We start from the raw sequence: 25,427 nt of genomic DNA, 5'->3' as shown, positions 1-25,427 counted from the left end.
GCCGGTTCAGACAAGTCTCAGCACTCACGTTTAAAACATGCGCCCATGAAACAGCATATAAAAGTAGTAACATGAAGCAAGGGTCAGGCCGGCTAGCACGAGCTGCTCAGAAAAACTGCCTGTCTTCATATATAATGGAAGCCGAACGCGGATCGTTGAAGGGAATAATAATTTGATTCCGTTCACCGTCCAAGCGTCAAGAATCAAGTGGCTCGCCATTCCGATCATCAGGCCGGCTGATATGTTTTTATCTGGAATGTATGTAGAAGTGATAAAAAACATGATGAGCATAAACAGCAAGCTGTGTGTAAATGTACGATGGCCAAAAACGGAGCTGACCACTTTCGATAAAATAGGAAATTTTCTCCCGATTTTGCTTTGTGTGTGGCAGATATCGGGTATTAATGCTCCAACCGCGCCTGATGCAGCCATAAGCACTGGATCAAATCCATAATAATAAGCCGCTGCCGTACAAGAAGCGATGCCTCCCATGATGTGTGTTTTTCCTGTCATTTGCCGCTTCTCCTTTTATCTTTTGCAAAAAATCTCTGAATTACAAATATATCAAGAGAATGTATGTTTGATCAACAGGACTTTGGACGATAAAAAATATCCCGCATAATTTTTCAGGAAAGAGGTATCTTAAACATGTACCTATTTTTTAAAAGAGGTGATACGAATGGGTTTCTTTAATAAAGATAAAGGAAAACGTTCCGAAAAAGAAAAAAACGTAATCCAAGGAGCTCTTGAAGATGCTGGTTCAGCTCTAAAAGATGATCCGCTTCAAGAAGCTGTGCAAAAAAAGAAAAATAATCGATAACCACATGCGGATAGAGCTTGGCTCTATCCGTATTTTCCATCTGTTCCCTTTGACAGATCATCCTTTCTTTGATAACCTTCTGGGAGTAACTGAATAATTAAATCCTCACTCTTTCTCAGTGAGGTAGAGGTTGCGCGGATGATAAGTCACACATGCCAGGCTGACAGGAGCTGTTAAACATGTGTAAAAGGCATCAGCGCCGAAGTGTGGAGAAAGCCGATCCTTCTCTATGCTGGGACTGTATCTGAATAAGTACAGGACTGCCGCGTGCTTTTTCGCGGAGGGCTATCCGGAGATCAAGGGTGTGTGTTTCTTTAAGCATGGACTTTTGTTCAGGCTTTTTTTGCGTTTATATGATCTCGGGGTCTGGTCCGTACAAAGAATCATGGAGGTACTGGAATGGAACAGACAAAAAAATGGGGTTTTTGGTTATTAACGGCGTTTGTCGTTGGAAATATGGTTGGATCAGGAATTTTCTCCTTGCCGAGCTCGCTTGCTTCAATTGCGAGTCCGTTTGGAGCTACGTCCGCCTGGCTTTTGACAGGTGCCGGCGTGCTGATGATTGCACTTGTGTTCGGACACTTGTCCATTCGCAAGCCTGAACTGACAGCGGGACCGCAAAGTTATGCAAGAGCGCTGTTTTCTGACCCGAAAAAAGGCAACGCTGCCGGTTTCACAATGGTGTGGGGCTACTGGGTGGCGAGCTGGATCAGTAACGTGGCGATCATCACAAGTCTCGCCGGTTACTTGACTTCGTTCTTCCCGATCTTGGTTGATAAACGTGAGATGTTTTCGATCGGCGGGCAAGAGGTGACACTCGGCCAATTACTGACGTTTGCCGTATGTACGATCTTGTTATGGGGAACGCACGCGATTCTTGTTGCCAGCATTAACGGCGCAAGTAAATTAAACTTTGTCACAACGCTTTCTAAAGTATTAGGTTTTGTCTTCTTTATCGTTGCCGGTTTGTTTGTGTTTCAAACGACATTATTCGGTCATTTTTATTTCCCGGTTCAAGGAGAAAACGGCACAAGTATTGGAATTGGCGGCCAGGTTCATAACGCCGCGATTTCTACACTGTGGGCGTTTGTCGGAATTGAATCCGCGGTGATCCTGTCCGGCCGTGCGCGCTCTCAGCGTGATGTGAAACGTGCGACAATTACCGGCTTGTTGATTGCCTTGAGCATATATATTATTGTGACTTTAATTACGATGGGTGTTCTGCCGCATGATAAGCTTGTCGGCTCTGAAAAACCATTTGTTGATGTACTCTATGCGATTGTTGGAAACGCGGGAAGCGTGATTATGGCGCTTTTGGCTATCCTTTGTTTATTCGGAACGATGCTTGGCTGGATTTTGCTCGGCTCTGAGGTGCCATACCAAGCCGCTAAAGCAGGAGATTTTCCGGCATTTTTTGCAAAAACAAATAAAAAGGGAAGTCCGGTCATTGCACTCATTATTACAAACGTCATGTCACAGGTCTTCATTTTCTCGGTTATTTCCCGGACAATAAGTGACGCATTTACATTTTTAACGACAGCAGCTACACTCGCATATTTAATTCCGTATCTGGTATCTGCAATCTACAGCTTGAAGGTAGTCATCAAAGGTGAAACGTATGACCAGCTGAAAGGCTCCCGTGTAAGAGACGGATTGATCGCGATACTGGCGTGTGCATACTCCGTGTTTGTTATCGTAACAGGCACAGCAGATTTAACGACATTTATCCTCGGCATCGGTTTATTCTTTGTCGGCTTAATCGTTTATCCATTTGTGAGTAAAAAGTTCCAGAAAGAAAAACAAGCATAATGAAAAGACACCTGATTTGCTCAGGTGTCTTTTTTATAAAATCACAATTTCTCCTGTTAGGAATCCGTTCGTTAAATATGCAAAAAACGTTTTTCAGTCTCTCCAGCATAAAAAAACTGATCGTGTTGAGGATGCAGCTTAATATGAATGGCTCAAAGAAAATATCCGATATGATTCAAATTGAGCCGTTCCTTATAAATAAGCAAAAGAGCCGCGGGCAGGCGGCTCTTTTGTTTATTTAGTCAAGCTTTCCGTAATATACTCCAGTTGTCCTTCTAATGAAATCGGGTCTGTGAAGTAGAAGCCAATCGGATCCATCTTGTATACATGGCCATTTTTAACGGCATTCAGGTTCTTCCAAATGGAGCTGTCAAATACGCCGCCATCATCACCGCCTGATTGCCATGGACCCGCGAAAATGTAATCTCCGGCGAAATCAGGGAGCTTCTCTAATGAAATACTTGTATAACCTGGCCCCTGGTCAATGGCTTTTTCTTTTGTCAGCTTTGTAGCCTGCAGGCCGAGGTCTTTGTAAATGATGCTTCCGCCTCTTCCAAAGTCTTTACCAAATACGTAAATGTCTTTTCCGTTCGTTTGCATAATGGAAATGGTTTTGTCACCGACCGCTTTTTTGATTTTTGTTTTAGCGGCCGCAACTTTTTTATCCCACTCGGCCAGCCATTTTTCAGCTTTATCTTCAGTTCCCGTCATTTTTGCAAATTCTTTCAGCTGTTCGATGTTGTCGAGCTTATCGTATTTTACTGCGACAGTCGGCGCAATTTTTTCAAGCTTTTTAATATCAGCGCCCTGTGTTGTCCAGACGATAATCAGGTCAGGGTTCAAATCAATGACCTTTTCAACCGAAGTGCCGTCTCCGATGTTTTCGACGCCGTCGGTTTTTCCTTTGTAGTAAGGGTTTTTAAATACATTCTCAGGCGCACCGACAACGTTGATGCCGAGTGTTTTGAAGTAGCCGTAATAGCCGTCTGCCATGACAACCACCCGTTTAGGATGCTTCGGGATTTTTACATTTCCGTTTTCAGCCTTGTATGTATAGGTTTCTGCGCCTTTTGAATCAGAGGCAGAACCTTTGCTTTCTGAGTTATTCCCGCAGGCTGCCAGCGCTGCAATCAATAACAGGGCAAAAAACGCGGCTCCGAGTTTCTTGTATATATGGGTCATATCTCATACCTTCTTTCTAAAAAATAGATGAAAAAGAGAATCATTATCATCTGTGATTATACCACTGCAAGTGCCGGTTGACACGATATTTTTGCAAATGCATTTTCATTTTTGTTCAAAACACTCTATTAAATCAGCTGAAAAAAGTGATATACTGAAACAGCAATTGATAATCATTATCAGTAACAGAAAGGAAGTACGGCAGTTGAGTCAACATAAAAATATACGGACTGCATCAGAAGAAATCCAATGGACGTCAAGGACATATGGCGCGGTCATCGTCCTTATTGCAGGTCTATGCCTGCTTTGCCTTGGCGCATTTTTATCCATATCCCTCGGTGCAGCGGATATTCATTTGCGCACTGTATGGGACGCCATTTTTCATTATCAGCCGACAAAGACATCTCACCAAATTATAAATGATCTTCGGCTTCCGAGAACGGCGGCTGCCGCGCTTGTAGGCGCATTGTTGGCAGTGTCGGGAGCAATCATGCAGGGGATGACGAGAAACCCTTTGGCAGAGCCTTCGATTATGGGTGTGACATCGGGCTCTGCGTTTGCGGTTTCGATTGCGTTTGCCTTTTTTCCCGGGCTTTCTGCAATGGGGCTTGTGCTATGGTCCTTTGCGGGAGCGGGGCTGGGGGCATCGACGGTAATGGGCATAGGCATGTTTTCAAGGGGCGGACTTACGCCTGTAAAGCTTGCTCTGGCGGGTACGGCAGTTACTTATTTCTTTACCGGCATTTCAACTGCCATTGCAATCCGCTTTGATGTCGCTCAGGATATCAGCTTTTGGTACGCAGGCGGGGTAGCGGGTGTGAAATGGTCGGGGGTCCAGCTTTTGCTTATTGCAGGGACTGTCGGTTTAACGCTCGCGTTTTTCATCGCCCGGTCTGTTACAGTGTTAAGTCTCGGTGACGATCTGGCAAAAGGGCTTGGACAATATACATCAGCGGTGAAACTGGTTGGCATGCTTATTGTAGTAATTCTGACCGGAGCTGCGGTTTCCATTGCCGGCACCATTGCATTTATCGGGCTGATCATTCCGCATATTACCCGTTTTTTGGTCGGTGTGGATTATCGGTGGATCATTCCTTGCTCGGCGGTGCTCGGTGCTGTTTTGCTTGTTTTTGCTGACATAGCGGCCAGACTCGTAAATGCGCCCTTTGAGACGCCTGTCGGCGCGCTGACTTCTCTGATCGGCGTTCCCTTTTTCTTTTATTTGGCACGTCGTGAAAGGAGAGGGCTGTAATGAAAACAAAAACAAAAAAACCGCTCGTTGTAATGGCTGTGACCTTTTTGCTCATCGTGCTGGTCTTTTTTATCAGTCTCAATTTGGGCGTTATCAAAATTGCACCGCTTAAAACGCTTCAGGTCTTTTTCGGCCAAGGAACGGCGCGTGATGAACTGGTCTTATTTGAGTTCAGGCTGCCCCGGATCATCCTTTCTTTGCTTGTTGGAGCAGGGATCTCCGTAGCTGGAGCCATTTTGCAAAGCGTGTCTCAAAATGAACTTGCCGAGCCTGGTATTCTCGGAATTAACGCCGGCGGTTCACTTGCTGTAGTGCTTTTTATATACTTTTTTCAAGGGTCAGCTTCAGATCTCAGCTTTTTCGGAACATTTATGCTGCCGTTCAGTGCTTTGGCAGGAGCAATCCTCGCTGCGTTTCTCATTTATATTCTGGCATGGAAAAAAGGCGTGACACCGATTCGGCTGATTTTAGTCGGCATAGGGGTGAATGCCGGATTCAATGCCCTGTTGCTGATTTTTCAGCTTAAGATGGACCCTCATGATTTTATGCAAGCCGCGGTTTGGATATCCGGCTCAATATGGGGGGCGAACTGGAATATGATCTGGGCGATTCTCCCTTGGATTGTGATCTTGCTTCTGTTTACTTTATATAAGGCACGCTATTTGAACATTATACAGCTCGGAGACCAATTGGCGACCGGGCTGGGCACCGCTGTTGAAAAGGAAAGACGGATTCTTCTTCTGGCAGCGGTCACTCTTGCCGCTTCATGCGTGGCAGCTGCGGGGGGCATTGCGTTTCTCGGATTGATCGCGCCGCATGTGGCTAGAAGGCTGACCGGTCCACGTCACCAGACGCTGATACCGGTCTCCGCCTTCATCGGCTCATTCCTGTTTTTGCTTGCTGATACGCTGGCGAGAAATGTATTGGCACCATCAGAAATTCCGGTCGGACTTGTCATTTCCGTGCTAGGTGCGCCTTACTTTATTTATTTATTGATGAAAGCGAATTAGAGGAGGGGGCCGAATATGAATTCATTATCAACGGAACAGCTTGGAATCGGTTATGGCGACAGGGTGATTGTAGAGGATTTAAATATATCGATTCCTAAAGGGAAAATTACCACCTTAATTGGCCCGAACGGCTGCGGGAAATCAACGATTTTAAAAACAATGTCCAGAATTATGCGTTCACATGCAGGTGCCGTCTATTTAAACGGCAAAGCGATTCATAAAATGTCTACAAAGGACATTGCGAAAGATATGGCGATTCTTCCACAGACACCTGAAGCGCCGAGCGGCCTAACAGTGCACGAATTGGTGTCGTACGGCAGGTTTCCGCATCAATCAGGATTCGGCAGATTAAATGACGAAGACCGCCGGATTATCAAATGGGCGCTTGAAGAAACAGGCATGGCTGAATATGCTGAACGGCCGATTGAGGCATTGTCAGGCGGACAGCGTCAACGCGTGTGGATTGCCATGGCGCTTGCGCAAGGTACGGAACTGCTTCTGCTGGATGAACCTACAACGTATCTTGATCTTGCACATCAGCTTGAAATTCTGCAGCTGCTTGACAGACTCAACAAAGAGCAAGGGCGGACGATTTTAATGGTCATTCATGATCTTAACCATGCAGCTCGTTTTTCTCATTATATGATCGCGCTCAAAAAAGGCACGGTCATCAAGGAAGGAACTGCACTGGAGGTCATGACACCGGACATTTTGAAGCAGGTATTTCAGATTGATGCCGAAATCGTGACTGATCCCCGTACAAATAAACCTGTATGCTTGACCTATGACTTGATTAAAAATGAAAAAGAGCTAGTTACTGTATGAAAAAATCCCGGTTCGAAGCCGGGATTTTTTTTATTCGGCTTTGAAAATACAATTTTTCTATTTGATGCCGTCATTTCAATAAAAGGATTGCAAGTCTTTTTGAATTAATAGATAATATTGGTTAGAATGTTTCGAAAATATTACATAGTTTACAGAAAGAGGAGATCGTTGTGTCCAAGAAGAAAAAATGGCTTATTGGCGGTGCGATATGTGCCGGTGTGCTTGTATTGGCTGGGATCGGCGCTGGCGGTTTTTACTTTTTTACTCACATGAACCAAGTTGCCGTATCATCGGAGCCCTATGCTGAATCGGTCGCGGTATACATGGGAGGAGATTCAGAATCAGGCCAAACGTTTTCTGGAAAGGTTGAACCTGAGAAACAGCAGAAAGTATACATAGATTCAGAAAAAGGCAGCATTAAAAAAACATACGTCAAAGAAGGCGATCAGGTTAAAAAGGGCGATAAGCTTTTTGAGTATGAGGGCGAGGATCATTCTGATGAAGTGGAGCAAGCCAATTTGCAAATTGAAATGACAAATCTGCAAATCAACCGTTTGCAAAAATCAATAACGGAAACGGAAAAGAAGCTGAAAGCGGCAGGAAAAGAAGAGAAAACCCAGCTTCAAGATGAACTTGATCAGGCCAATTTCGATTTGAAAACAAGCCAGCTCGAACTGAAGCAGCATCAAAAAGAACTGGCTGGCCTGACGAAAAACAAAGGTTCCAATGTCATTACAAGCAAGCATGACGGAATCGTTCAAAGCGTCAATCAGGATATCGCTGACGGTGCAACAGGTGACCAGGCAGCAGGCCCGTATATCCAGATTGTTTCGACGGGCAAATATCTGGTCAAAAGCCAAATCAATGAGCTGTTAATGGACACGATCAAAAAAGGCAGCAAAGTCAGGGTCACGCTGAAAACAGGCGGTGAGGGCGAGTGGAAAGGAAAGGTCACCTCGATCGGCAAGCTTCCAGCGGGAGCAGGCGAGGGTGAAGAATCAGAAAGCTTTGCTGATGAAGAAATGAACCCCCAGTCCTCTAACTATCCTTTCACCATTTTATTAGACAGCCATAAAGGTCTTGAAGTCGGCTATCATGTCAACATCGAAGTGATGAGTGATAATGCTGATGCGGATACGATCAAGCTGCCGTCCGACATGGTCATTCAGGATGACGGCGAACCGTATGTGTGGAAAGCTGATGAGAATCACAAAGCGGTTAAGCAGCCTGTTGAAATCGGAGAGACTGATGAAAATGACATGGTGGAAATTAAGAGCGGCCTGACGCCGGAAGATTATGTGATCTATCCTGATCCCGCGGTCAAGGAAGGAAAGCAGGTTACAGTCAATGCTGACACTGAATAATATTTCGAAGTCGTACAAGCTGGGAAAAGAAGAAGTTCCAATCTTGAAACATATCAATCTGACTGTTCAGGCGGGGGAGTTTTTAGCTATTATGGGGCCTTCAGGTTCTGGAAAGTCAACGTTAATGAATATTATCGGCTGTTTGGACAGGCCAACCTCAGGAACCTATATGCTTGACCAGATCGATATATTGAAAGGGAAAGACGGGGCTTTAGCCGAAATTCGCAATGAATCAATCGGGTTTGTGTTTCAAACTTTTCATTTGCTGCCGCGTCTCACCGCGCTGCAAAATGTCGAACTGCCGATGATCTACAATAAAGTGAAGAAAAAAGAGAGAAGACAACGGGCATATGAAGCGCTGGAAAAAGTCGGATTAAAAGACAGGGTCTCCTACAAACCGCCTAAGCTGTCCGGCGGCCAAAAGCAGCGGGTGGCGATAGCGAGGGCCCTTGTCAATCAGCCGAGGTTTATTTTAGCTGATGAACCGACCGGGGCGCTTGATACCAAATCAAGTGAACAAATTTTGTCACTGTTTTCCGAACTGCATCGGGAAGGCAAAACCATTATTATGATAACCCACGACCCGGACGTTGCCAAAAAAGCTGACAGAACCGTTTTTATCAGAGACGGAGAGCTGGTATTAGATGAGAGAGGGGATATCAGCCATGCTTGAACATATTCGCATCTCCTTTCAATCCATTTTTTCTCATAAATTAAGATCGATTCTGACAATGCTCGGCGTGATTATCGGCATAGCGGCAATCATCGCGATTGTTTCAATGCTGAAGGGCCAAAGTGAGCAATTAAAGCAAAGTATGATCGGCATGGGAAACAACGCCATCAATGTTGTCTACCAGCCGTCTGGCGGAGAAGAGGAGAGCGGCGGCCCTGAGGTGTCGTATGCGTCCGCGCCGCCTGTAGCGGAAGAAACAGTAAAGGCGATCAAATCAGATCCGATGGTCAAAGGATTATCCTTATATTACTTGTCAGAAGGCGCGAGCGTTTTTCATTTAACAAACGTTTCGTATCCCCAAGTGTATGGAGTGGACGATGATTACTTCGACATGTTTCCAATCCGAATAACCGAAGGGAGAAAGCTGACGGAAAATGATTTAAACAGCACACACCAAGTGGTGATGATCAATGAAGCTGTCAGAGATGAACTGTTTCCGGACGGAGAAGCTCTGCATAAAAGCATTGAGATGAATGGTGTGCCGTTTAAGGTCGTCGGTGTTTTTAAAGAAAAAAATCAACAGGAAAGCATGTTTGAAGGCGACTACGCGAACCCGGTTTTGTACGTGCCGAAAAAAGTGTGGCCGCTTATTGAAGGGTTTGACGCGCCAACGCAGATTGCCGTGCAGGCTGATTCTTCTGAGCATATCCAAGAAGCGGGTGTAATGGCTGCAGATCTTTTAAATCAGGGACTGTCAGAAGCTGAGCTGGAAAAAGCAGAGTACAGTGTAATGGATCTTCAGGAGATCGCGCAGGAAGTGGAGTCCTTTAATCAGTCATTTGCATTGCTGCTTGGCGGAATCGCCAGTATTTCACTTTTGGTGGGCGGTATCGGCGTCATGAACATTATGCTCGTTTCCGTAACGGAGCGCACGAGGGAAATCGGAATTAAGAAAGCGCTCGGTGCTAAGCGGCGTGTGATTTTATTTCAATTTTTAACCGAGGCTGTTGTGCTGACAAGCATTGGCGGAATACTCGGTGTGCTGGCGGGCTTCGGCATCGCCAAGCTGCTGACGGTCATTTTTCCGATGCCTTTTATCGTCTCCATTCCAGCTGTTGTCGGAGCACTCATCTTTTCAATGGCAGTCGGCATTATCTTCGGCTTGCTTCCGTCTATCAAGGCTTCGAAGCTTCAGCCTGTAGACGCGCTTCGCTATGAATAAAAAGAACGCATCCAATTGGAATGCGTTCTTTTTTTAGCTGGGAAGAGCCGAGTTGCATTTGTCTAAAATCAAAAAAACGGCTGCGACAATCATTTCTTCTGTGGTGGACAGCCAAATGCCGCTGATCAATTGGTCTGTTGTATGAGCAGTCATCCACAAAAACAGCAGCTGTACGATGCCGGCAAGGAGAATGAATAGACGTTTTCCTGTCTTGAAAAATGTAAAGCTATGTATCATCAGCCTTTCAAATGGTTCAAAGCATAATCCGAGAACAAGGAATACCACGGCAAAAAGCAGGACATGAGCTGCTGAGCGGTAGCTCGTTCCCGCTAAAGAAAACAATATATAGATGACAGCAAAATAGGTCAACACCACTGCTGCTGCGGCCAGCAAGTACTTTATGGAGAGCCGCAATAAGCGTTTTGAAGGGTTTTGATGTTTCACTGGTTCAGCTCCTTATGAAGGCTTGCGGAGAACGAGTGCTCTCTGCAAGCCGCAAGTCTTTTATTTACTGCATTTCTTTTTCACTACTGGGTGCTTTTCTTTTGAAAGCACATCAGTAAAGTCTTTGCCCAAGTCAAGGTGCGCTTGAACAAATGTTTCAGGAAGCATGGCAAGCCATTGGTTTAAAGATACATCAGCATAATGGTCGTCTTTGAAGATTTCTAAAAAGACAAGCGGTTCATCCCCGATGTTTTCAACGTAATGACCCATTGCAAATGGTACATACCCGACATCACCGGCTTGGTAATTAAACGTTCTGGCATGGCCGTCAGATGCAAAAACGGTCATTCTAGCTTTACCGGAGATGTAGTATTGCCATTCGTGGGTATTCGGATGCCAGTGCAGTTCTCTCATGGCGCCGGGTTCTACTGTTACGAGTGCTGATGCGATGGTTTTAGACACTTTGAAGTTTGTCGAATCTGCAATGTATACTTTTCCTCCCTCAGATTCGATCGGCTCTTGTTCAAGAAGGCGGTAAGTAAATGGATAAGGCACTTCGCCATTCGGCCCTTCCACAATATCATCTTTTAAACTGCCAGGAAGTTGGTTTTCAAATATATATTTTTCTTTGCCAGGTAAATTGGCAATCTCTTCTTTTGTCACGCCGAAGTTCGCAGCAATGACTTCTTTTGGAGTGTGGGCAAGCCAATCTGTCAGCTGGAACGTGCTGTTTTCAGAGAATGATCCATCGTCAAACACGAGCAGGAACTCAGCTCCCTCATCCAGCGCTTGGATGGAGTGCGGCAGGCCTGACGGGAAGTACCAAAGGTCTCCTTCACCTACATCGTCAATAAAGCTGCGCCCTTTTTCATCTACAATTGTGACTCTTGCACTTCCGTAAATCATATAAGCCCATTCAGCTTCTTTATGCCAGTGAAGCTCGCGAATCGCACCTGGCTTCAGCCGCATATTTACGGATGCAAGGTTTTCTGAAATCGGCAATTCACGTACTGTCACTTCACGGGCATATCCGCCTTTTTCTAATCGGTTATGAGTATCAGAGAACGAAAACTTCATATTGCTGACGGTGCCATGATCGGTTTCAGGCGGAACGAGCATATCAGGGTTTTGCCGGTCTCTTTCAATATTGCGCGGGATTTTTACCGTTGCTCCTTTGTCTCCTCTAATTGGCTGCAGAATGTCATTTTGTTTTTTCATGAAATATTTCCTCCTTACATTTAAATGTGATAGCAGAAAGAGAAGGTGAAAGGCCTTTCGTTTTCCCTTCTGTTTTGTTAAGTGAAAAAAACCAGTGAAAAGTCAACTTCGATTGAAAAATTATTTTTTTGCATGATCTTTCAGTTCTGTCATTAGTTCTATTAGTTGATCAAACTTCTTTTCGAATCGGGTCAGCAGATACATTGCAATCAGCGCGGGAAACCCCAAATTGCCGATCTGTTTTACGACTTCCTCTATAAAAACCTGATCCATAGGAAAATACCTCCCTTCTTTTTCTGCAGTCATGTATGTAAGTGAAGGAAATCCGATAAAACGTAAACTGCTGCAAAGTATTTTGCAAAACACTAGTCGGAAAGTAGTAGTTTACTTTTTTTTGCTTTCCTTCATTTAATTTAGTAGGGAGGCGGTTTGATGGACTATCAAAGTCTTTTACGGTCAAAAAGTAAGGAGATAATGAAGCATCCCATCGTGAAGCATTTTTTGAGCAATCCTCAGCATTACCGTTTGTTCAAAAACGTAATGGAAAGCCCTAACGAAAAAGATGCAAAATCATTGGACGAGCTATTTAAGCAGTTTTATAAAGAAATCCGCATCGTCAAGTATATGAATTCAATGATTCGCATCTTTTCTATTGATTTTGATAAGCGGGTTCGCAAAAATCAAAAACGGTATCCGCTGACGGTTGATCATCCGGAGGCAGGAGATCGGCTTCCTTCCGAAACAGGAAGCGATGCATTTGAAGAATTTTTAGACAGGCAGGATGATTTGAGCCAGCATGTTCAGGATTATCAGCTCTACCAAGCGATTCAGAATCTGACTGACAAACAAAAAAGTGTGCTGACGAAAGTGTATCTTCACGGTGCCACGATGCAGGAGATTGCAGATTCATTAGGGGAGTCCCGACAAAACATTTCCAACATTCATAAAAAGGGGCTGGAGAATATTAGAAAGCAGCTAGCGGCGCAAAAAAAGGGGGAAAAGTAAGCTGTGGACGGCCAGTTTGAACAAAAAAAGAAACAAAAAGACGAGACTTATGACATTGAGCATCTGATTGCATGCTTTTCACCGATGATCAGAAAAAAACTCAGCAATACGTCCTATCAAGAAAGAGAAGATTTAGAGCAAGAGCTGAAGATCAAAATGTTTGAAAAAGCTGATATGCTTTTATGTCAGGATGTCCCGGGGTTTTGGGAGTTTATTTTGTACATGGTAGATGAGAACTCATAATATTTTCATATGAAAAAACATCAAAAGGGAGCGCTTGTTTGCTCCTTTTTTGCTGTTTTGATTTGCCAAGCTCCAATGTATTCAAAAATGTACCATAAATAAACGATATAATGATAAGATGAAAAAAACAGTGACAGAAAGGAACATAAAAGTGGAAAATGCGTCAATTTTAATCGTAGACGATGAGAAAGCGATTGTGGACATGATCAAACGCGTTCTCGAAAAAGAAGGTTATCGAAATATACTGGATGCGGCAAGCGCAGAAGAAGCGATTCCCGTTGTGAAGGCCAATAAGGTTGACTTGATTGTGCTGGATGTCATGATGGGCGGAATGTCCGGTTTTGAAGCCTGCACATTGATCAGAGAGTATTCAGACGCTCCGATTTTTTTCCTGACGGCAAGATCATCCGACGCGGACAAATTATCGGGCTTTGCGGTTGGAGCTGATGACTATATCACAAAACCATTTAATCCGCTGGAATTAGCGGCGCGGATCAGAGCGCATCTCAAGCGTACATATCAATCGAAAGAAACGAGTTCAAATCAAACCTACACATATGATTACTTTACTTTTTCTCCGCAAAATGCCGAGCTGATCGTAGGCGGGGAAGCCGTTGCCTGTTCAGCCCAGCTTCTGCAGCTTTTGCAGTATTTTTGTGAACACCCTAACGTGGTGCTTTCCAAAGATCAAATATATGAAAAAGTATGGGGCTATCCTTCCTACGGTGACAACAACACCGTCATGGTACATATTCGCAAGCTTAGGGAGAAGATTGAGCGCGATCCGAGCAATCCGGAGTATATTGTAACCGTTCGAGGTCTCGGCTATCGTTTTATCCCAAATCCTGAAGGCAAGCGGTCATGAGGTTAAGATGGAAGTTTTTGTTTCACTTTTTCGGCCAGATGCTGATTGTGATCCTGCTGCTTACGGTTATGCTTGTTGCGTCGTTTTTCTATTTAGACGCTCGTTTTAGCGATGCGGAATCCAATTCAGGGCTGACGAAGGCAACGACCGACACACTTGAGGCATATCTCGATGTAAACGAAGACGGGACATGGGAAGTGGATAATTTCCTGAAGAAATCTGTTGATAAACAGCACGGCTGGATGCAAATCATTGATTCGGAAGGAAACACTGATTATTCCTACGGCGTGCCAAAAGACGTGCCGGGCACCTATACCAAGAAAGAGCTTTTGTCTATTTATAAAACCAAAAAGCTTCATAACTATAAACTGAATTATTGGGCCATCAATATTGAAGATAAGTCGTATCTTCTATTGTCCGGCTGGAAATCAAAAAGTGAACAGCTCCTGACTTCCGTTGAAAAGCGCGAACAAAAGATAGACTCGCTAGCGCACTATAAGTCCAGTACCGTCGACTATATTAAGCGGAAAAAAGGCGCCATTTACCTGTTAGACAGCAATGGAAAGATTCTCGACAGCATCAACAGCACAAAAAGCGAAAGAAAAACGATGAACCAGCTGGAGCTGCTTAAATACAGCTCTAAACCTTGGAACTATAAGCGGGAAATTTCCGTTAAGATCCTCAATAAAGACAGATGGATGGTCGCTACGGTGCCGAACCCTGTCTATGTAACCGATCAGGAGTTTAACAAATCGTTCCTGAAGGTTGTATTAAAAGCGATGTTTCTCGTGATGGCCGTTTTGTTCATGTATATCATTTGGATGACCGTTTGGTATATGTTCCGATTCGGGCTGCCGATTTTTCATACGATTAGATGGCTGGTCAATCTGTCAAAAGGGAAGCTTGAGGAGCCCAGAAACCGGGAAGGCCGTCCTGTCAGCAAAAATAAAAAGGGAAAAATCAAACAGCCGTACCGCTTCTTCGGTGAGATATTTGAATCAATGGATCAGCTGACTGAAACGCTGAGAAGGGATAAAAGAAACAGAGAAAAAATCCAGGCGACAAGGGAAGAATGGATTGCCGGTTTGTCACATGACTTAAAAACACCGCTCAGCAGCATTTACGGCTACAGCATGATGCTCGAGTCGAAGCAGTATGACTGGTCGCCGGAAGAAGTGAAAGAAATGGGGCAGGTTGTCAGAGAAAAATCTGAATACATGTCCAAGCTGATTGAAGACTTAAATTTAACGTATCGCCTGAAAAATGATGCTCTTCCTATTGAGAGAAATCTCACTAGCCTTATCCCGTTTTTTAAAAATGTCATTGAGGATTTTAAGAAAAATCCGTTTTCTGAAGGCTATGATATCTCGTTTGTATCCAAAGAAGAGCATATTGAATTTGCCCTTGATGAAGCGTGGTTCAGGCGCATATTAGAAAACCTCCTTGGGAATGCCGTGAAGCACAACGACAAAGGAACAGAGATTCAAGTCATTCTGGAGCAAACAAAAAATCATATATCTTTAAAGGTGAAGGACAATGGGAAAGGAATGGATGAAGAAACGATTACCCATTTGTTTAACCGTTACTACAGAGGGACGAACACAAAAGATTCAACTGCCGGAACGGGTCTCGGGCTCGCGATTGCCAAGGAGCTTGTCCATCTCCATAACGGAACGATCCATGTGAACAGCAGAATGAACATTGGAACGGTCATTACCATCCTTTTTAAAAAACAATAAACATCAAGTGGTTTGGACACCTCTTTGCCGGGAATAACAATATATAGACTGAAGCTAAAGAGGTGTAACACATGGATGCAGTATTGGAAGCAGACACTCGGGCAGTGATTGGAGAAGGCCCGTTATGGGATGAAGAAAACGGCCGCTTATATTGGGTTGATATCCTGGGGAGCGAGCTCCATATCTTTGACCCTGAAGAAAAAATCAACCGATCAATCAAATTCAAATCCTTTGTGACGGCGCTTGCGAAATATTCAAAGGATGAACTGATTATGACCATGAAGGACGGGTTTTACCTGTATCATCTTCGGGATGACAGCTTGGAAAAAATTAAACAGCCGAAGGACATGCATGAGAGCCTGAGATTTAATGATGCTAAATGTGACCCGTACGGAAGGCTTTGGGCGGGGACGACGAGCATGGAAGGCGAGCAAAAACAGGCGTCGCTGTACCGTTTGAATCTAGACGGCAGTCTTGTCAAAATCAAGGATCAAGTCTCCACCTCAAACGGTTTGGATTGGGACCGCGAGCGGAATTTGATGTATTACATCGACACGCCGACGCAGGAGATTGTGCGTTACAGCTATGATCCTCAAAGCGGAGATGTTTCGAATCCAGAACCTGTCTATCGTTTTGATCAGTCAGACGGATTACCGGACGGCATGACAATTGACCAAAATGGCATGCTGTGGGTGGCGCTGTTTGGCGGCAGCCGCGTTGTTCACATTGACCCGTTTCAGAAAAAAGAAATCAATTCAATCAGCGTGCCGGCTAAATATGTCACGTGCTGCGCGTTCGGCGGCAGAGACTTAAAAACCCTTTACATTACAACGGCAACAGAACAAATGACAGAAAAAGAGAGATACGAGCAGCCTCACGCTGGAGGGTTGTTTTCAGCACAACTGGAAACAGGCGGATATCAGCCGGTACCATTTGCTGGAGACGTATAAAAAAAACGCATCCGAAACACGGATGCGTTTTTTTTATACTACAGAGAACGGATAATGCCGCCTTCCACACGCTGTGCCGTGCCGTTAATGGCGGATGCGGCGTCAGACGCGAGGAATACGATTGTGTTAGCGACTTCTTCTGCTGTCGCGTATCGCTGAATAAGTGAGGTTGGCTCATTGACCTTGAAATAGTCTTTGATAAATGAATCTGTATCCTGGCCGGCTGCTTGTGCGGCACCTTCCATATAGGATGCCACGCCCTCTGTCCAAGTAGGTCCCGGGAGCACTGAGTTAACCGTCACATTTGTGCCTTTTGTCATTTCAGCCATTCCTCTTGAAAGGCTGATCAGCGCCGTTTTTGTCATTGAGTATGGAATCATCGTTGGCAGCGGTTTGACGCCTGCTTCACTTGCAATATTTAAAATGCGGCCGCTGTTTTTGGCAAGCATTTTTGGAAGGAAGTGACGGCTTGTCCGAACGGCGCTCATCACGTTCACTTCGAAATATTGATTCCACTCTTCATCTGTCACATCGGCGAAGTCTTTTACCTCGAAGAAACCAAGGTTGTTGACAAGGATATCGATATCACCGATTTCATTTACTTTTTCGATAAAAGCCGCTGCTTCATCTGTTTTTGACAAATCGGCAGCAGCACCGTGCACTGTTCCATAGCCAGAAAGCTCTTCAATGGTGCGATCGACAGTCTCCTGTTTGCGTCCGTTGACAATGACTGCCGCACCCTCTTGCAGAAAGCTTTTTGCGGCGGCTTTCCCGATACCGGACGTCGAGCCGGTGATTAAGACGAGTTTGTTTTTTAGCTGTAAATCCATAAGAATCATTCCTTTTGATTGATGATGGTATTAAGTATACAAGATCAAATTTAGTGTTTACGAGGATTTTGCTCCCATACACAATACGGGGAAAAGTCATTCAGGACACATATACAAGCCTGTCAGTCATATAGTATAATTACTCCGAAAAAAGGATACGAATGTCAAATAGGTGCCGGTCCGTGAACAACAGCCGGCTTAAAAGGGAAACCGGTAAAAGCCGGTGCGGTCCCGCCACTGTAATTGGCCAAGCGCTAAGAGCCAGGATACCTGCCTGTTTGATCAGCACGAATTCTGCGAGGACAGATGATGTGTAAACAATAGGCTTTTTTGTGTTGTTTACAGCATCTTTACCGTCGTAGAGATGCTTTTTTAGTTCGTTTAGGAGGAAAAGATTATGAAAAAACGAGCCGGGATATGGACTGCGCTCCTGTTGGCTGTTGTTATGCTGGCAGGCTGCGGCAATCCTGCGGATCAGAAGGATTCAAAGGCAAAACAAAAAACAGAAGCGTTTCCTGTCACCATTGATGATGCGTCAAATCAAGATGTAACCATCAAAAAAGAGCCAAAAAAGATTGTTTCATTAATGCCGAGCAACACAGAAATTACATACGCACTCGGCCTTGGTGACAAAGTGGTCGGTGTCACCACAAACGATACCTATCCAAAGGAAGTCAAAAAGGTTGAGAAAGTCGGAGATATGAATGTAAACGTTGAAAAAGTCATTTCTCTAAAACCAGATCTCGTTCTGGCCCATGAGTCTTCCATGTCAGCATCAGCAGATGCCATCAAACAGCTGAAGGACGCGGGCATTACAGTGCTGACTGTCAATGATGCACAATCATTCTCCGAGGTGTACAAATCAATCGAAATGATCGGAGAAGCTGGCGGGGCGGAGAAAAAAGCCGATCAGCTCGTGAAAAGCATGAAATCAGATCTAAAGGATATTCAAGAAAAAGCGAAAACCATTTCAAAAGACGAGGAGAAAAGCGTATTTATCGAGGTTTCTCCTGATCCTGACATTTATACAACCGGAAAAGATACGTTTATGAATGAAATGCTGAATGTCATCCATGCTAAAAACGCAGCTGCGGATCAGACAGGATGGGTGCAAATGACAGATGAGGCGATCGTAAAACTCAATCCTGATGCAATTGTTACAACGGACGGTGTGAAAGCGAAAGCTGTGGAAAAACGCGATGGCTGGAGCGAAATCAATGCTGTGAAACATCATCGTGTATATGATGTGGACCCTGATCTTGTGACACGTTCCGGTCCCCGTCTGATCGAAGGGGTCGAAGAACTTGCGGAAAGCATTTACCCGGATACGTTTAAGGAATAATCGTTATGCCGCATATATCATTGGTTTCTCATTTTTAGCCGTGAGCATCATCTTAGGAATTTCTTGCGGCAGCCTGCATATTCCTATTCCCGCTGTTTTTCGTGTCTTTTGGCATCAAGGCTTCGGCGGCTCTATTGGTTCTGATGATCCGATGTACACTAATATTATGATGAATATCAGACTGCCGAGAGTTGTGCTGGCCGCCCTTGTGGGGGCGGCTCTTTCTATTGCAGGGGCCGCTTTTCAAGGATTGTTGAAAAATCCACTTGCTGATCCCTATACGCTAGGTGTGTCATCCGGTGCTTCAGTCGGAGCTGTTGTGACTCTGTTCTTAGGTCTGCACCTTCCTGTCATCGGAGGGTTTACACTCCCGGTTGTGAGTGTAGCCGCGGCACTTGCCACGATGGCGGCGGTCCTTTTCTTCAGCCGCCTCGTTCATGCTTCGATGTCTGTTTCCACCCTCATTTTGACCGGTGTCATCACCAACTCTTTTTTGGGCGCATTTATTTCTCTTATCATCGCCTTGACAGGAGACAACCTGCTTCCGATTGTGCATTGGCTGCTTGGCAGCGTCTCAATGAGGGGCTGGAGCTATGTTATTTTGTTTCTCCCGTTTTTTCTTTTGGGAACCATTTTATTGATTATAAACGGAAGGGAACTGAACGTGATGACATATGGAGAAGATAAAGCAAAGCTTCTTGGAGTCAGCGTTCAGCAGAGGAAGATGATGATATTAATAGCAGGATCTCTTTTGACGGGAAGCGCTGTGGCAGTATCGGGCACGATCGGCTTTGTCGGCCTTGTGATTCCGCATATCACAAGGCTATTGTGGGGAACGGACCATCGGCATTTACTGCCGCTGTCCGCCTTGCTCGGGGCAGGGTTTCTCGTTTTAGCCGATCTGCTTTCCAGAACCATCATTGAGCCGATTGAACTGCCGATCGGGATCATTACGTCCTTGGCGGGAGCGCCTGTGTTCGCTCTTATTTTAATTCGGCAGCACCGCGGGAGGAGAAGCTTATGATGAAGGCAGAAGGGCTGTCGGGAGGATACGGCGACAGCCGCCTAATCAACAATGTCAGCTTAACAGTGAAGAAGGGAGAATTTCTCGGAATTCTTGGCCCTAATGGAAGCGGAAAAACTACGCTTTTGCACTTGCTGACAGGTACGCTGCCGGCCAAGGAAGGCAGCGTTTATCTGGCCGGAAAACTGCTGGCGGACTATAAACCGAAGGAACTGGCGCAAATCATGGCCGTCCTGCCGCAAAAAACGGATCAAGCCTTCACCTTTACCGTCGAAGAAACTGTAGCCTTTGGCAGATATCCATTCCAAACGGGGCTGTTCAGACAGCAGACTGAAAAGGATGAAGCCATTGTACAGGAAGCAATGGAGCAAACAGGAGTGGCCGATTTTGCGCAAAAGCCTATTCGCGAACTAAGCGGAGGGGAACAGCAGCGGGTGTATTTGGCACAAGCTTTGGCGCAGCAGCCGCGTATTTTATTTTTGGACGAGCCGACTAATTTTCTCGATCTGGCTTATCAAAAAGACCTGCTTGATCTGATCAAACGCCTGACGAGAGAAAGCGGATTGGCAGCTGTCAGCGTTTTTCATGATCTGAACACCGCAAGCCTGTACTGTGATGAGCTCATGTTTATGAAAAACGGTGCCGCTGGTCCTAAGCAAAAACCGGAATATGCTGTCACAGAACAAAGCATAAAGGCGGTGTACGATACAGATGTCACCGCCTTGGTACATCAAAGCTCACCTAAACCGTTGATTGTGATTCAGCCTGAAAAAGATAGCGCGAAGCGGCAGTCTATCCTATTTGAAGCATTGCTCCAAGCGGGGCGTGATAACATTCTTCTGCAAACGGAAATCCCGCTTCGAACATTGTCCTCGACGCCTATCGGTGCAGGGTTTTCGTGGAGCAGGACGCTGATCCATAAACGGCTGCCAGATCAGCCAGATCCGATAGAAGGACTTACGGCCTGTCTTTCAGAAAGCGGTTTTCAACTGCAGGAGACGTGTGCGATGGCTTCTTCAGAAAGACTTGACCGTTTCGTGTATCGAACGTATGAAGACAGAGAGTTATCCGTTTTCATATGCGTTCAGACCGGCTTTTCGATTTGGATTTTGATAAACGGCTATGCGGCAGATCAATTCTTCATCAAAGCTCTTATGGCTGCCGAAGCAGAACGGACGAAAGTGCTGGGAGACGGAGGAGGCACAGGTGATATTCTCATCGCCGCGACTCAAACTCAGCAATCCGAAAACATAGAACAGCGGCTGAATCAATTGATAAAGAAAGGGACAGCTGAATGTATAAAAGAGGCTGCTGAGTTGTTTGAATAAGTCTGTAAAGGAGATTCAGGGTATGAAACTATATACAAAAACAGGCGATAAGGGACAAACGGGCTTAGTCGGGGGCAGAACGGACAAGGACAGCCTACGCGTCGAAAGCTACGGCACGATTGACGAGCTTAACAGCTTTATCGGGCTTACTTTGGCAGAGCTTTCCGGGCAGCCCGGCTTTGAAGATCTGACAGCCGAGCTGCTGACCATCCAGCATGAGCTGTTTGACTGCGGAGGCGATCTGGCAATCGTCACAGAAAGAAAAGACTACAAACTAACGGAAGAATCTGTTTCCTTTTTAGAAACGCGCATTGATGCCTATACAGCAGAAGCGCCGGAACTGAAGAAATTTATTCTTCCAGGCGGATCAAAGTGTGCTTCGCTTCTCCATATCGCACGCACCATTACAAGGCGGGCAGAACGAAGAGTGGTGGCGCTGATGAAATCGGAGGAGATTCATGAAACAGTGCTGCGTTATCTCAATCGTCTGTCCGATTATTTCTTTGCCGCCGCACGGGTTGTGAATGCAAGAAACGGTATTGGCGATGTAGAATATGAAAGAAGTGCCATTGTGTTTCGGGACCGAGACAGCAGTTAATCATAAAAAGTGAAAACGAAAGCCGGCGTGTTCAAATACATGCCGGCTTTTTGTTTTTCACTCTGTCAATTTCCCATTTTACGACAAAAAATGAACCTTATGAATTATTGACTGAAAAATGGAAAAATGAGATATTGTAATAAATAGATGTAAAAAATAGGCAACGGGGGGCTCTGATGGATGGTGAAATTGATTGAAAGTGATAGCATCTGGAAGAGAAATTTCAATTATCTGTTTTTCTCAAGAATAGTCAAGATATCCGGCGATATGTTCGCATTTAATTCAATATTATGGTTTTTAATTTATGACGGCAAAGGTGCGATCGGCACTGCTTTATTGATTGCTGTCACGTTTTTGCCGGAAGCCGTTCTGGCGCCTGTGACGGGGCCTTTTATGAAACAGACCACGCTGAAATTTTGGATGTACTTTTCAGATCTGACAAGGGCGGCGATTGTTTTGATTATCCCTCTATGTCATTTTGCGGGCTTCTCTCCGCTGTGGTTTGTCATGACGCTTATGATTGTGCATTCAGCTACTGGAGCTGCCTACAATCCCGCCTCTATCGCTTTGATTCCTCAAATCGTCAATGAACAGGGCATTCAAAAAGCAAACGCTGTGCTGCAGTCCTCCGCTCAAATTGTCAGGCTCGGGGCTGTCACATTATGCGGCGCTTTTCTTACATTTATCAGTCCTTCTTATACCATGCTTATCGCACTTGTGCTCTATTTGGTGTCAGGTTTTCTCGTTCTTTTTATTAAGTACACTGCGGTTGAATCTCAATCAGAGTCTGCGGTTGTTACACAGAGAGGCACATATATCGGAAGACTGAAACGCGGCTTTAGGCTCGTCAGAAAACACCAGATTTTATACCCGCTCGCCATTTACTGTATCTTTATGAATTTCGCGGCTGCCCCATGGGAAGCGCTCTCTGCCGTATACGTAGCGGAAGATTTAAACGGCCAGCCGATCGTATACTCGCTTTTAAAGGCCACCACCGCCGCGGGCGCGTTTTTATTAGGGTTTGTGCTGGCGAAAGTCAAGGTAAACAGGTACGGCTTGTTATTCGTCACTGCCGGCATTATTGAAGGATTTGCTTTCTTTATTACAGGGATGAATACCTTTTTGCCGCTCGTCTTTTTCGCTGCTTTTACCTTTGGTGCCGCAGTCAGTGCTGTTAATGTTCCTGAGTACACGATTATCCAGACGTCTGTGGACAGTGAGGATCAGCCGCAGGTTTACGCCGTTATACATATGATCTCAAATATTTCGATCCCTGCTGGAGCTGTCATTTGCGGGTATGCCGCTAATGCTTTCGGCTCAGGAACAGTGATTGCTGCCGGCGGGATTGTCGAAATTATTGCGGGTATCGGAATTTTGCTGTTTACAAAACTGGCCAAAGCAGAAAGGTCCGACCTGATTAAAGAAAGGGAAGCAAGTGTTCATCTGTAAAGGGTTTTAAAACGCCATGCCTCGTGCATGGCGTTTTTTTGTGCCGATGGGTCCGGTGCGAGATACGACTCCGGTCTTATATAAAAATCAATCTCTGATTCGTTTTGCATATCTTCCAACTTGTATAAGATGAAGACAAGGAAAACGAAAGGAGGATCTGCATGAAGATAAACAAGAAAACAATAGGCGGATTCTTATTAATTGTATTTGGGATCTCTGTCTTTTTTGGAGGAGGAAGCTTCGGCTTTATCATCCCGCTCGCCATCGGGAGCTTGATGACATACGCAGGAATCAAAAGGTTTGCCGCGGGAAAAACCATCACGGGAATCATCGTGGGCGGTATCGGGGCCATTATGCTCATCTGCTCACTTCCGTTTGTCGTCGGAATCGCATTGGCGGCCGCTATGGTGTATTACGGCTGGAAGCTGATGAAAAACGGATCAGCTGATAGCGGTGTATCATCTTTTGATCCTGAACCGGCTTCTGCTGCCTACCAATCTCACTTTGATGACGAATGGGAAGAATTTTTGAAGAAAAAATAATATCAATATATTAGGAGGAATTAGGTATGGTATTAAAAAGAATCAGAGATATGTTTGTTGCGTCAGTTCATGAAGGACTTGATAAAATGGAGAATCCAAAGGTGATGCTGAATCAATATGTACGCGATATGGAAAGCGACATCGCAAAAGCAAAGCAAACAATTGTGAAACAGCACACGATTGCCTATCAATTTAAGAAAAAATATGAAGAAGCCGCTGAAGTGGCTGGCAAACGGAAAAATCAGGCACAGCTCGCATTTGACGCAGGTGAAGAAGAACTGGCGAAAAAGGCGCTGACTGAAATGAAGTATTTAGAAGGGAAGGCGGCTGAGCATAAAGCTTCCTATGAACAGGCAAACAGTCAGCTGGCTGATCTGAAAGAGCAGCTGGCTGCACTTGAAACAAAGCTTCAGGACGTAAAGGATAAAAAACAGGCGCTGATTGCGCGGGCAAATGCGGCGAAAGCTAAAGAGCATATGAATACGACATTTGACAAAATTGACAGTGAAAGCGCGTATCGTGAATTTTTGCGTATTGAAAATCGTATTGAAGAAATGGAAATCCGCGCGAATTATTCAAAGTCAGCGGAAGCCGGCACAGAACTTACACGTAAAGAATTCGCAGACGATGTAGAAGCGGAGATTGAAAAAATGCGGACACTTTCACTGCAAAAATCAGACCAGACACAAGCGGCAAATGAATAAGCGGAACGGGGAAGGATTTGCGGTCAAGTCCTTCCCTTCCGCACGTATCAATTCGCAAGCTTTTCCTTTATAATAGAATGAATGAGAAGGATGAAACCGAATGAAAAAAATGCTTGGCAAACTGTTGATCACTGCGGGTATTCTGGTTTTTTTCGCCGTCGTCGTAAAAGATGTGTTTGCTGCAGGCCTGGGTTTCATAAATGGCACAGAAGCCGATTTAGCCAGCGCATCGCCGCGGGACATTGACAGCATGGTCATTGAGTCGGATAGCAAGGATGTCCGGATTATAGCGGAAGAACGAAGTGACATATCGGCAGGCATTTCAGGAGACTCAGGAAAGTTATTTGTTACTGAAAACAATAGAAAACTGGAGCTGACCGTAAAGGAAAAAGAATTTCAATTTTTGAATGGGTTTAACCGTTCAACTCTTATCGTCAGGCTTCCGTATGATTATAAAGGTGATCTGGCAGTACGAACCTCAAGCGGGGACGTGTCTGTGGCCGGAAATGACCATTTTGCGCTTTCCAGGCTGAATACAGTATCTGCGAGCGGAAATGCGAGCGTGACGGACGTCCGCCTTCAAGACCTGAAAGTGAAGGCGTCATCGGGGGATGTAACCATTTCAAATACCGTCTCCAAAACATCCGGCATTGATTTAGCTTCAGGGGACGCAAATCTGGTTCATGTATCAGGCTCTCTTGATGTGAAAATGACTTCAGGAGATTTTAATGCTGTATTGACAAAGATAACCGGCCCCGTATCTGTCACGCTGACAAGCGGTGATGCCAATCTAAGCCTTCCCAAAAACGGCAGCTTTACAGTCAAAGCGAAATCAGCGAGCGGTGACGTCAGTTCGCCGTATTCATTTGCTGATAAAGCACATAAAGAGCAGCATCACATCACAGGCACGCAAGGAAGCGGCCGGCATCCAATCGACATCAAAACGGACAGCGGGGATCTAGCGATACGGTAGCACCAGGCAGAAGAAA

Annotated in this window: 27 protein-coding genes and 2 riboswitches; of the genes, 21 read left to right on the top strand and 6 right to left on the bottom strand. The window is 45.2% G+C overall.

Annotated elements, in window-relative coordinates; translation table 11 throughout:
- Nucleotides 1-30: 30 nt before the first annotated feature.
- The gene (locus SB658_RS11920; protein WP_003228444.1) at nt 31-513 is read right to left on the bottom strand and encodes a metal-dependent hydrolase; all 483 of its coding nucleotides are present in this window, start codon (nt 511-513) and stop codon (nt 31-33) included.
- A 166-nt stretch (nt 514-679) separates the two neighbouring features.
- Here SB658_RS11920 and sspJ point away from each other — a divergent pair, with 166 nt between their 5' ends.
- Together sspJ and SB658_RS11910 are read left to right on the top strand one after the other, a co-directional pair.
- Nucleotides 680-820 (top strand): small acid-soluble spore protein SspJ, encoded by a 141-nt coding sequence (sspJ, locus tag SB658_RS11915; protein WP_003221612.1) that lies wholly within the window; start codon nt 680-682, stop codon nt 818-820.
- 116 nt (nt 821-936) lie between these two features.
- A riboswitch (Lysine riboswitch) is annotated at nt 937-1,116 on the top strand.
- 103 nt (nt 1,117-1,219) lie between these two features.
- Nucleotides 1,220-2,629 carry an amino acid permease gene (locus SB658_RS11910; RefSeq protein ID WP_021480593.1) on the top strand — a complete coding sequence of 470 codons (1,410 nt, stop codon included), beginning with the start codon at nt 1,220-1,222 and terminating at the stop codon, nt 2,627-2,629.
- 234 nt (nt 2,630-2,863) lie between these two features.
- Here the strand turns inward: SB658_RS11910 and SB658_RS11905 are convergent, their stop codons facing one another.
- Complete coding sequence (locus SB658_RS11905; RefSeq protein WP_021480591.1) at nt 2,864-3,811, bottom strand: iron-hydroxamate ABC transporter substrate-binding protein; 948 nt, start codon at nt 3,809-3,811, stop codon at nt 2,864-2,866.
- A 205-nt stretch (nt 3,812-4,016) separates the two neighbouring features.
- Here SB658_RS11905 and SB658_RS11900 point away from each other — a divergent pair, with 205 nt between their 5' ends.
- The 6 genes from SB658_RS11900 (at nt 4,017) to SB658_RS11875 (ending at nt 10,157) form a co-directional block, all read left to right on the top strand.
- Complete coding sequence (locus SB658_RS11900; RefSeq protein ID WP_038427907.1) at nt 4,017-5,063, top strand: FecCD family ABC transporter permease; 1,047 nt, start codon at nt 4,017-4,019, stop codon at nt 5,061-5,063.
- Nucleotides 5,063-6,073, top strand: coding sequence for a FecCD family ABC transporter permease (locus SB658_RS11895; protein ID WP_019712963.1), 1,011 nt, complete (start codon nt 5,063-5,065; stop codon nt 6,071-6,073). The genes SB658_RS11900 and SB658_RS11895 overlap by 1 nt, the downstream gene beginning before the upstream one ends.
- Nucleotides 6,074-6,088: 15 nt before the next feature.
- On the top strand, nt 6,089-6,898 hold the full coding sequence (locus SB658_RS11890) for an ABC transporter ATP-binding protein (RefSeq protein WP_003243882.1): 810 nt from the start codon (nt 6,089-6,091) through the stop codon (nt 6,896-6,898).
- A 170-nt stretch (nt 6,899-7,068) separates the two neighbouring features.
- Nucleotides 7,069-8,262 carry an efflux RND transporter periplasmic adaptor subunit gene (locus SB658_RS11885; protein ID WP_003228455.1) on the top strand — a complete coding sequence of 398 codons (1,194 nt, stop codon included), beginning with the start codon at nt 7,069-7,071 and terminating at the stop codon, nt 8,260-8,262.
- Nucleotides 8,246-8,935, top strand: coding sequence for an ABC transporter ATP-binding protein (locus SB658_RS11880; RefSeq protein WP_003228456.1), 690 nt, complete (start codon nt 8,246-8,248; stop codon nt 8,933-8,935). The genes SB658_RS11885 and SB658_RS11880 overlap by 17 nt, the downstream gene beginning before the upstream one ends.
- A complete protein-coding gene (locus SB658_RS11875) occupies nt 8,928-10,157 on the top strand; it encodes an ABC transporter permease (RefSeq protein ID WP_019712962.1) in 1,230 nt (409 codons plus the stop codon). The genes SB658_RS11880 and SB658_RS11875 overlap by 8 nt, the downstream gene beginning before the upstream one ends.
- A gap of 33 nt (nt 10,158-10,190) precedes the next feature.
- On the opposite strand, the gene rsiO is transcribed toward SB658_RS11875, so the two are convergent.
- The 3 genes from rsiO to SB658_RS11860 all read right to left on the bottom strand — a co-directional run bounded on the left by rsiO (nt 10,191) and on the right by SB658_RS11860 (nt 12,092).
- Nucleotides 10,191-10,601, bottom strand: coding sequence for an acid stress-sensitive anti sigma factor RsiO (gene rsiO, locus SB658_RS11870; protein WP_019712961.1), 411 nt, complete (start codon nt 10,599-10,601; stop codon nt 10,191-10,193).
- 60 nt (nt 10,602-10,661) lie between these two features.
- Nucleotides 10,662-11,819, bottom strand: a complete 1,158-nt coding sequence (gene oxdC, locus SB658_RS11865) for an oxalate decarboxylase (RefSeq protein WP_003228465.1) — start codon at nt 11,817-11,819, stop codon at nt 10,662-10,664.
- 120 nt (nt 11,820-11,939) lie between these two features.
- The gene (locus tag SB658_RS11860; RefSeq protein WP_003244090.1) at nt 11,940-12,092 is read right to left on the bottom strand and encodes a YvrJ family protein; all 153 of its coding nucleotides are present in this window, start codon (nt 12,090-12,092) and stop codon (nt 11,940-11,942) included.
- A gap of 201 nt (nt 12,093-12,293) precedes the next feature.
- Between SB658_RS11860 and sigO the strand changes: the two genes are divergently transcribed.
- The 5 genes from sigO to SB658_RS11835 all read left to right on the top strand — a co-directional run bounded on the left by sigO (nt 12,294) and on the right by SB658_RS11835 (nt 16,621).
- On the top strand, nt 12,294-12,824 hold the full coding sequence (gene sigO / locus SB658_RS11855; RefSeq protein ID WP_003228469.1) for an RNA polymerase sigma factor SigO: 531 nt from the start codon (nt 12,294-12,296) through the stop codon (nt 12,822-12,824).
- 3 nt (nt 12,825-12,827) lie between these two features.
- Complete coding sequence (gene rsoA, locus SB658_RS11850) at nt 12,828-13,067, top strand: sigma-O factor regulator RsoA (protein ID WP_003228484.1); 240 nt, start codon at nt 12,828-12,830, stop codon at nt 13,065-13,067.
- A gap of 151 nt (nt 13,068-13,218) precedes the next feature.
- A complete protein-coding gene (gene yvrH, locus SB658_RS11845; RefSeq protein ID WP_003243545.1) occupies nt 13,219-13,932 on the top strand; it encodes a two-component system response regulator YvrH in 714 nt (237 codons plus the stop codon).
- On the top strand, nt 13,929-15,671 hold the full coding sequence (gene yvrG, locus SB658_RS11840) for a two-component system sensor histidine kinase YvrG (RefSeq protein WP_003228489.1): 1,743 nt from the start codon (nt 13,929-13,931) through the stop codon (nt 15,669-15,671). The genes yvrH and yvrG overlap by 4 nt, the downstream gene beginning before the upstream one ends.
- 71 nt (nt 15,672-15,742) lie before the next feature.
- Nucleotides 15,743-16,621: an SMP-30/gluconolactonase/LRE family protein gene (locus SB658_RS11835; protein WP_003228493.1), complete on the top strand. Its 879-nt coding sequence runs from the start codon at nt 15,743-15,745 to the stop codon at nt 16,619-16,621.
- Nucleotides 16,622-16,659: 38 nt separating this feature from the next.
- Here the strand turns inward: SB658_RS11835 and SB658_RS11830 are convergent, their stop codons facing one another.
- Nucleotides 16,660-17,451 (bottom strand): SDR family NAD(P)-dependent oxidoreductase, encoded by a 792-nt coding sequence (locus SB658_RS11830; protein ID WP_410601654.1) that lies wholly within the window; start codon nt 17,449-17,451, stop codon nt 16,660-16,662.
- Nucleotides 17,452-17,604: 153 nt separating this feature from the next.
- Nucleotides 17,605-17,743: riboswitch (cobalamin riboswitch) on the top strand.
- A gap of 105 nt (nt 17,744-17,848) precedes the next feature.
- Here SB658_RS11830 and SB658_RS11825 point away from each other — a divergent pair.
- The 8 genes from SB658_RS11825 to liaG all read left to right on the top strand — a co-directional run bounded on the left by SB658_RS11825 (nt 17,849) and on the right by liaG (nt 25,411).
- On the top strand, nt 17,849-18,793 hold the full coding sequence (locus SB658_RS11825; protein WP_003228496.1) for an ABC transporter substrate-binding protein: 945 nt from the start codon (nt 17,849-17,851) through the stop codon (nt 18,791-18,793).
- The gene (locus tag SB658_RS11820; protein WP_019712959.1) at nt 18,756-19,817 is read left to right on the top strand and encodes a FecCD family ABC transporter permease; all 1,062 of its coding nucleotides are present in this window, start codon (nt 18,756-18,758) and stop codon (nt 19,815-19,817) included. Before SB658_RS11825 ends, SB658_RS11820 begins: the two co-directional genes overlap by 38 nt.
- Nucleotides 19,817-21,145, top strand: coding sequence for an ABC transporter ATP-binding protein (locus tag SB658_RS11815; protein ID WP_080015538.1), 1,329 nt, complete (start codon nt 19,817-19,819; stop codon nt 21,143-21,145). The genes SB658_RS11820 and SB658_RS11815 overlap by 1 nt, the downstream gene beginning before the upstream one ends.
- A 22-nt stretch (nt 21,146-21,167) precedes the next feature.
- Nucleotides 21,168-21,743: a cob(I)yrinic acid a,c-diamide adenosyltransferase gene (locus SB658_RS11810; protein WP_019712957.1), complete on the top strand. Its 576-nt coding sequence runs from the start codon at nt 21,168-21,170 to the stop codon at nt 21,741-21,743.
- 180 nt (nt 21,744-21,923) lie between these two features.
- A complete protein-coding gene (locus SB658_RS11805) occupies nt 21,924-23,192 on the top strand; it encodes an MFS transporter (protein ID WP_038427906.1) in 1,269 nt (422 codons plus the stop codon).
- A gap of 161 nt (nt 23,193-23,353) precedes the next feature.
- A complete protein-coding gene (gene liaI, locus SB658_RS11800) occupies nt 23,354-23,734 on the top strand; it encodes a cell envelope stress-induced membrane anchor protein LiaI (RefSeq protein ID WP_003228504.1) in 381 nt (126 codons plus the stop codon).
- Nucleotides 23,735-23,760: 26 nt separating this feature from the next.
- Nucleotides 23,761-24,438, top strand: a complete 678-nt coding sequence (gene liaH, locus SB658_RS11795) for a stress responsive protein LiaH (RefSeq protein ID WP_003228506.1) — start codon at nt 23,761-23,763, stop codon at nt 24,436-24,438.
- 100 nt (nt 24,439-24,538) lie between these two features.
- Nucleotides 24,539-25,411: a LiaG family protein gene (liaG, locus tag SB658_RS11790; protein WP_003228508.1), complete on the top strand. Its 873-nt coding sequence runs from the start codon at nt 24,539-24,541 to the stop codon at nt 25,409-25,411.
- The last annotated feature ends 16 nt before the right edge of the window (nt 25,412-25,427 follow it).

Origin of the sequence: Bacillus sp. SIMBA_008, assembly GCF_046535495.1 — a bacterium.
GTDB classification, from domain to species: Bacteria; Bacillota; Bacilli; order Bacillales; family Bacillaceae; genus Bacillus; species Bacillus subtilis.
The sequence above is the reverse complement of the archived record's forward strand: the minus strand, read 5'-3'. Positions and strand labels throughout refer to the sequence as shown.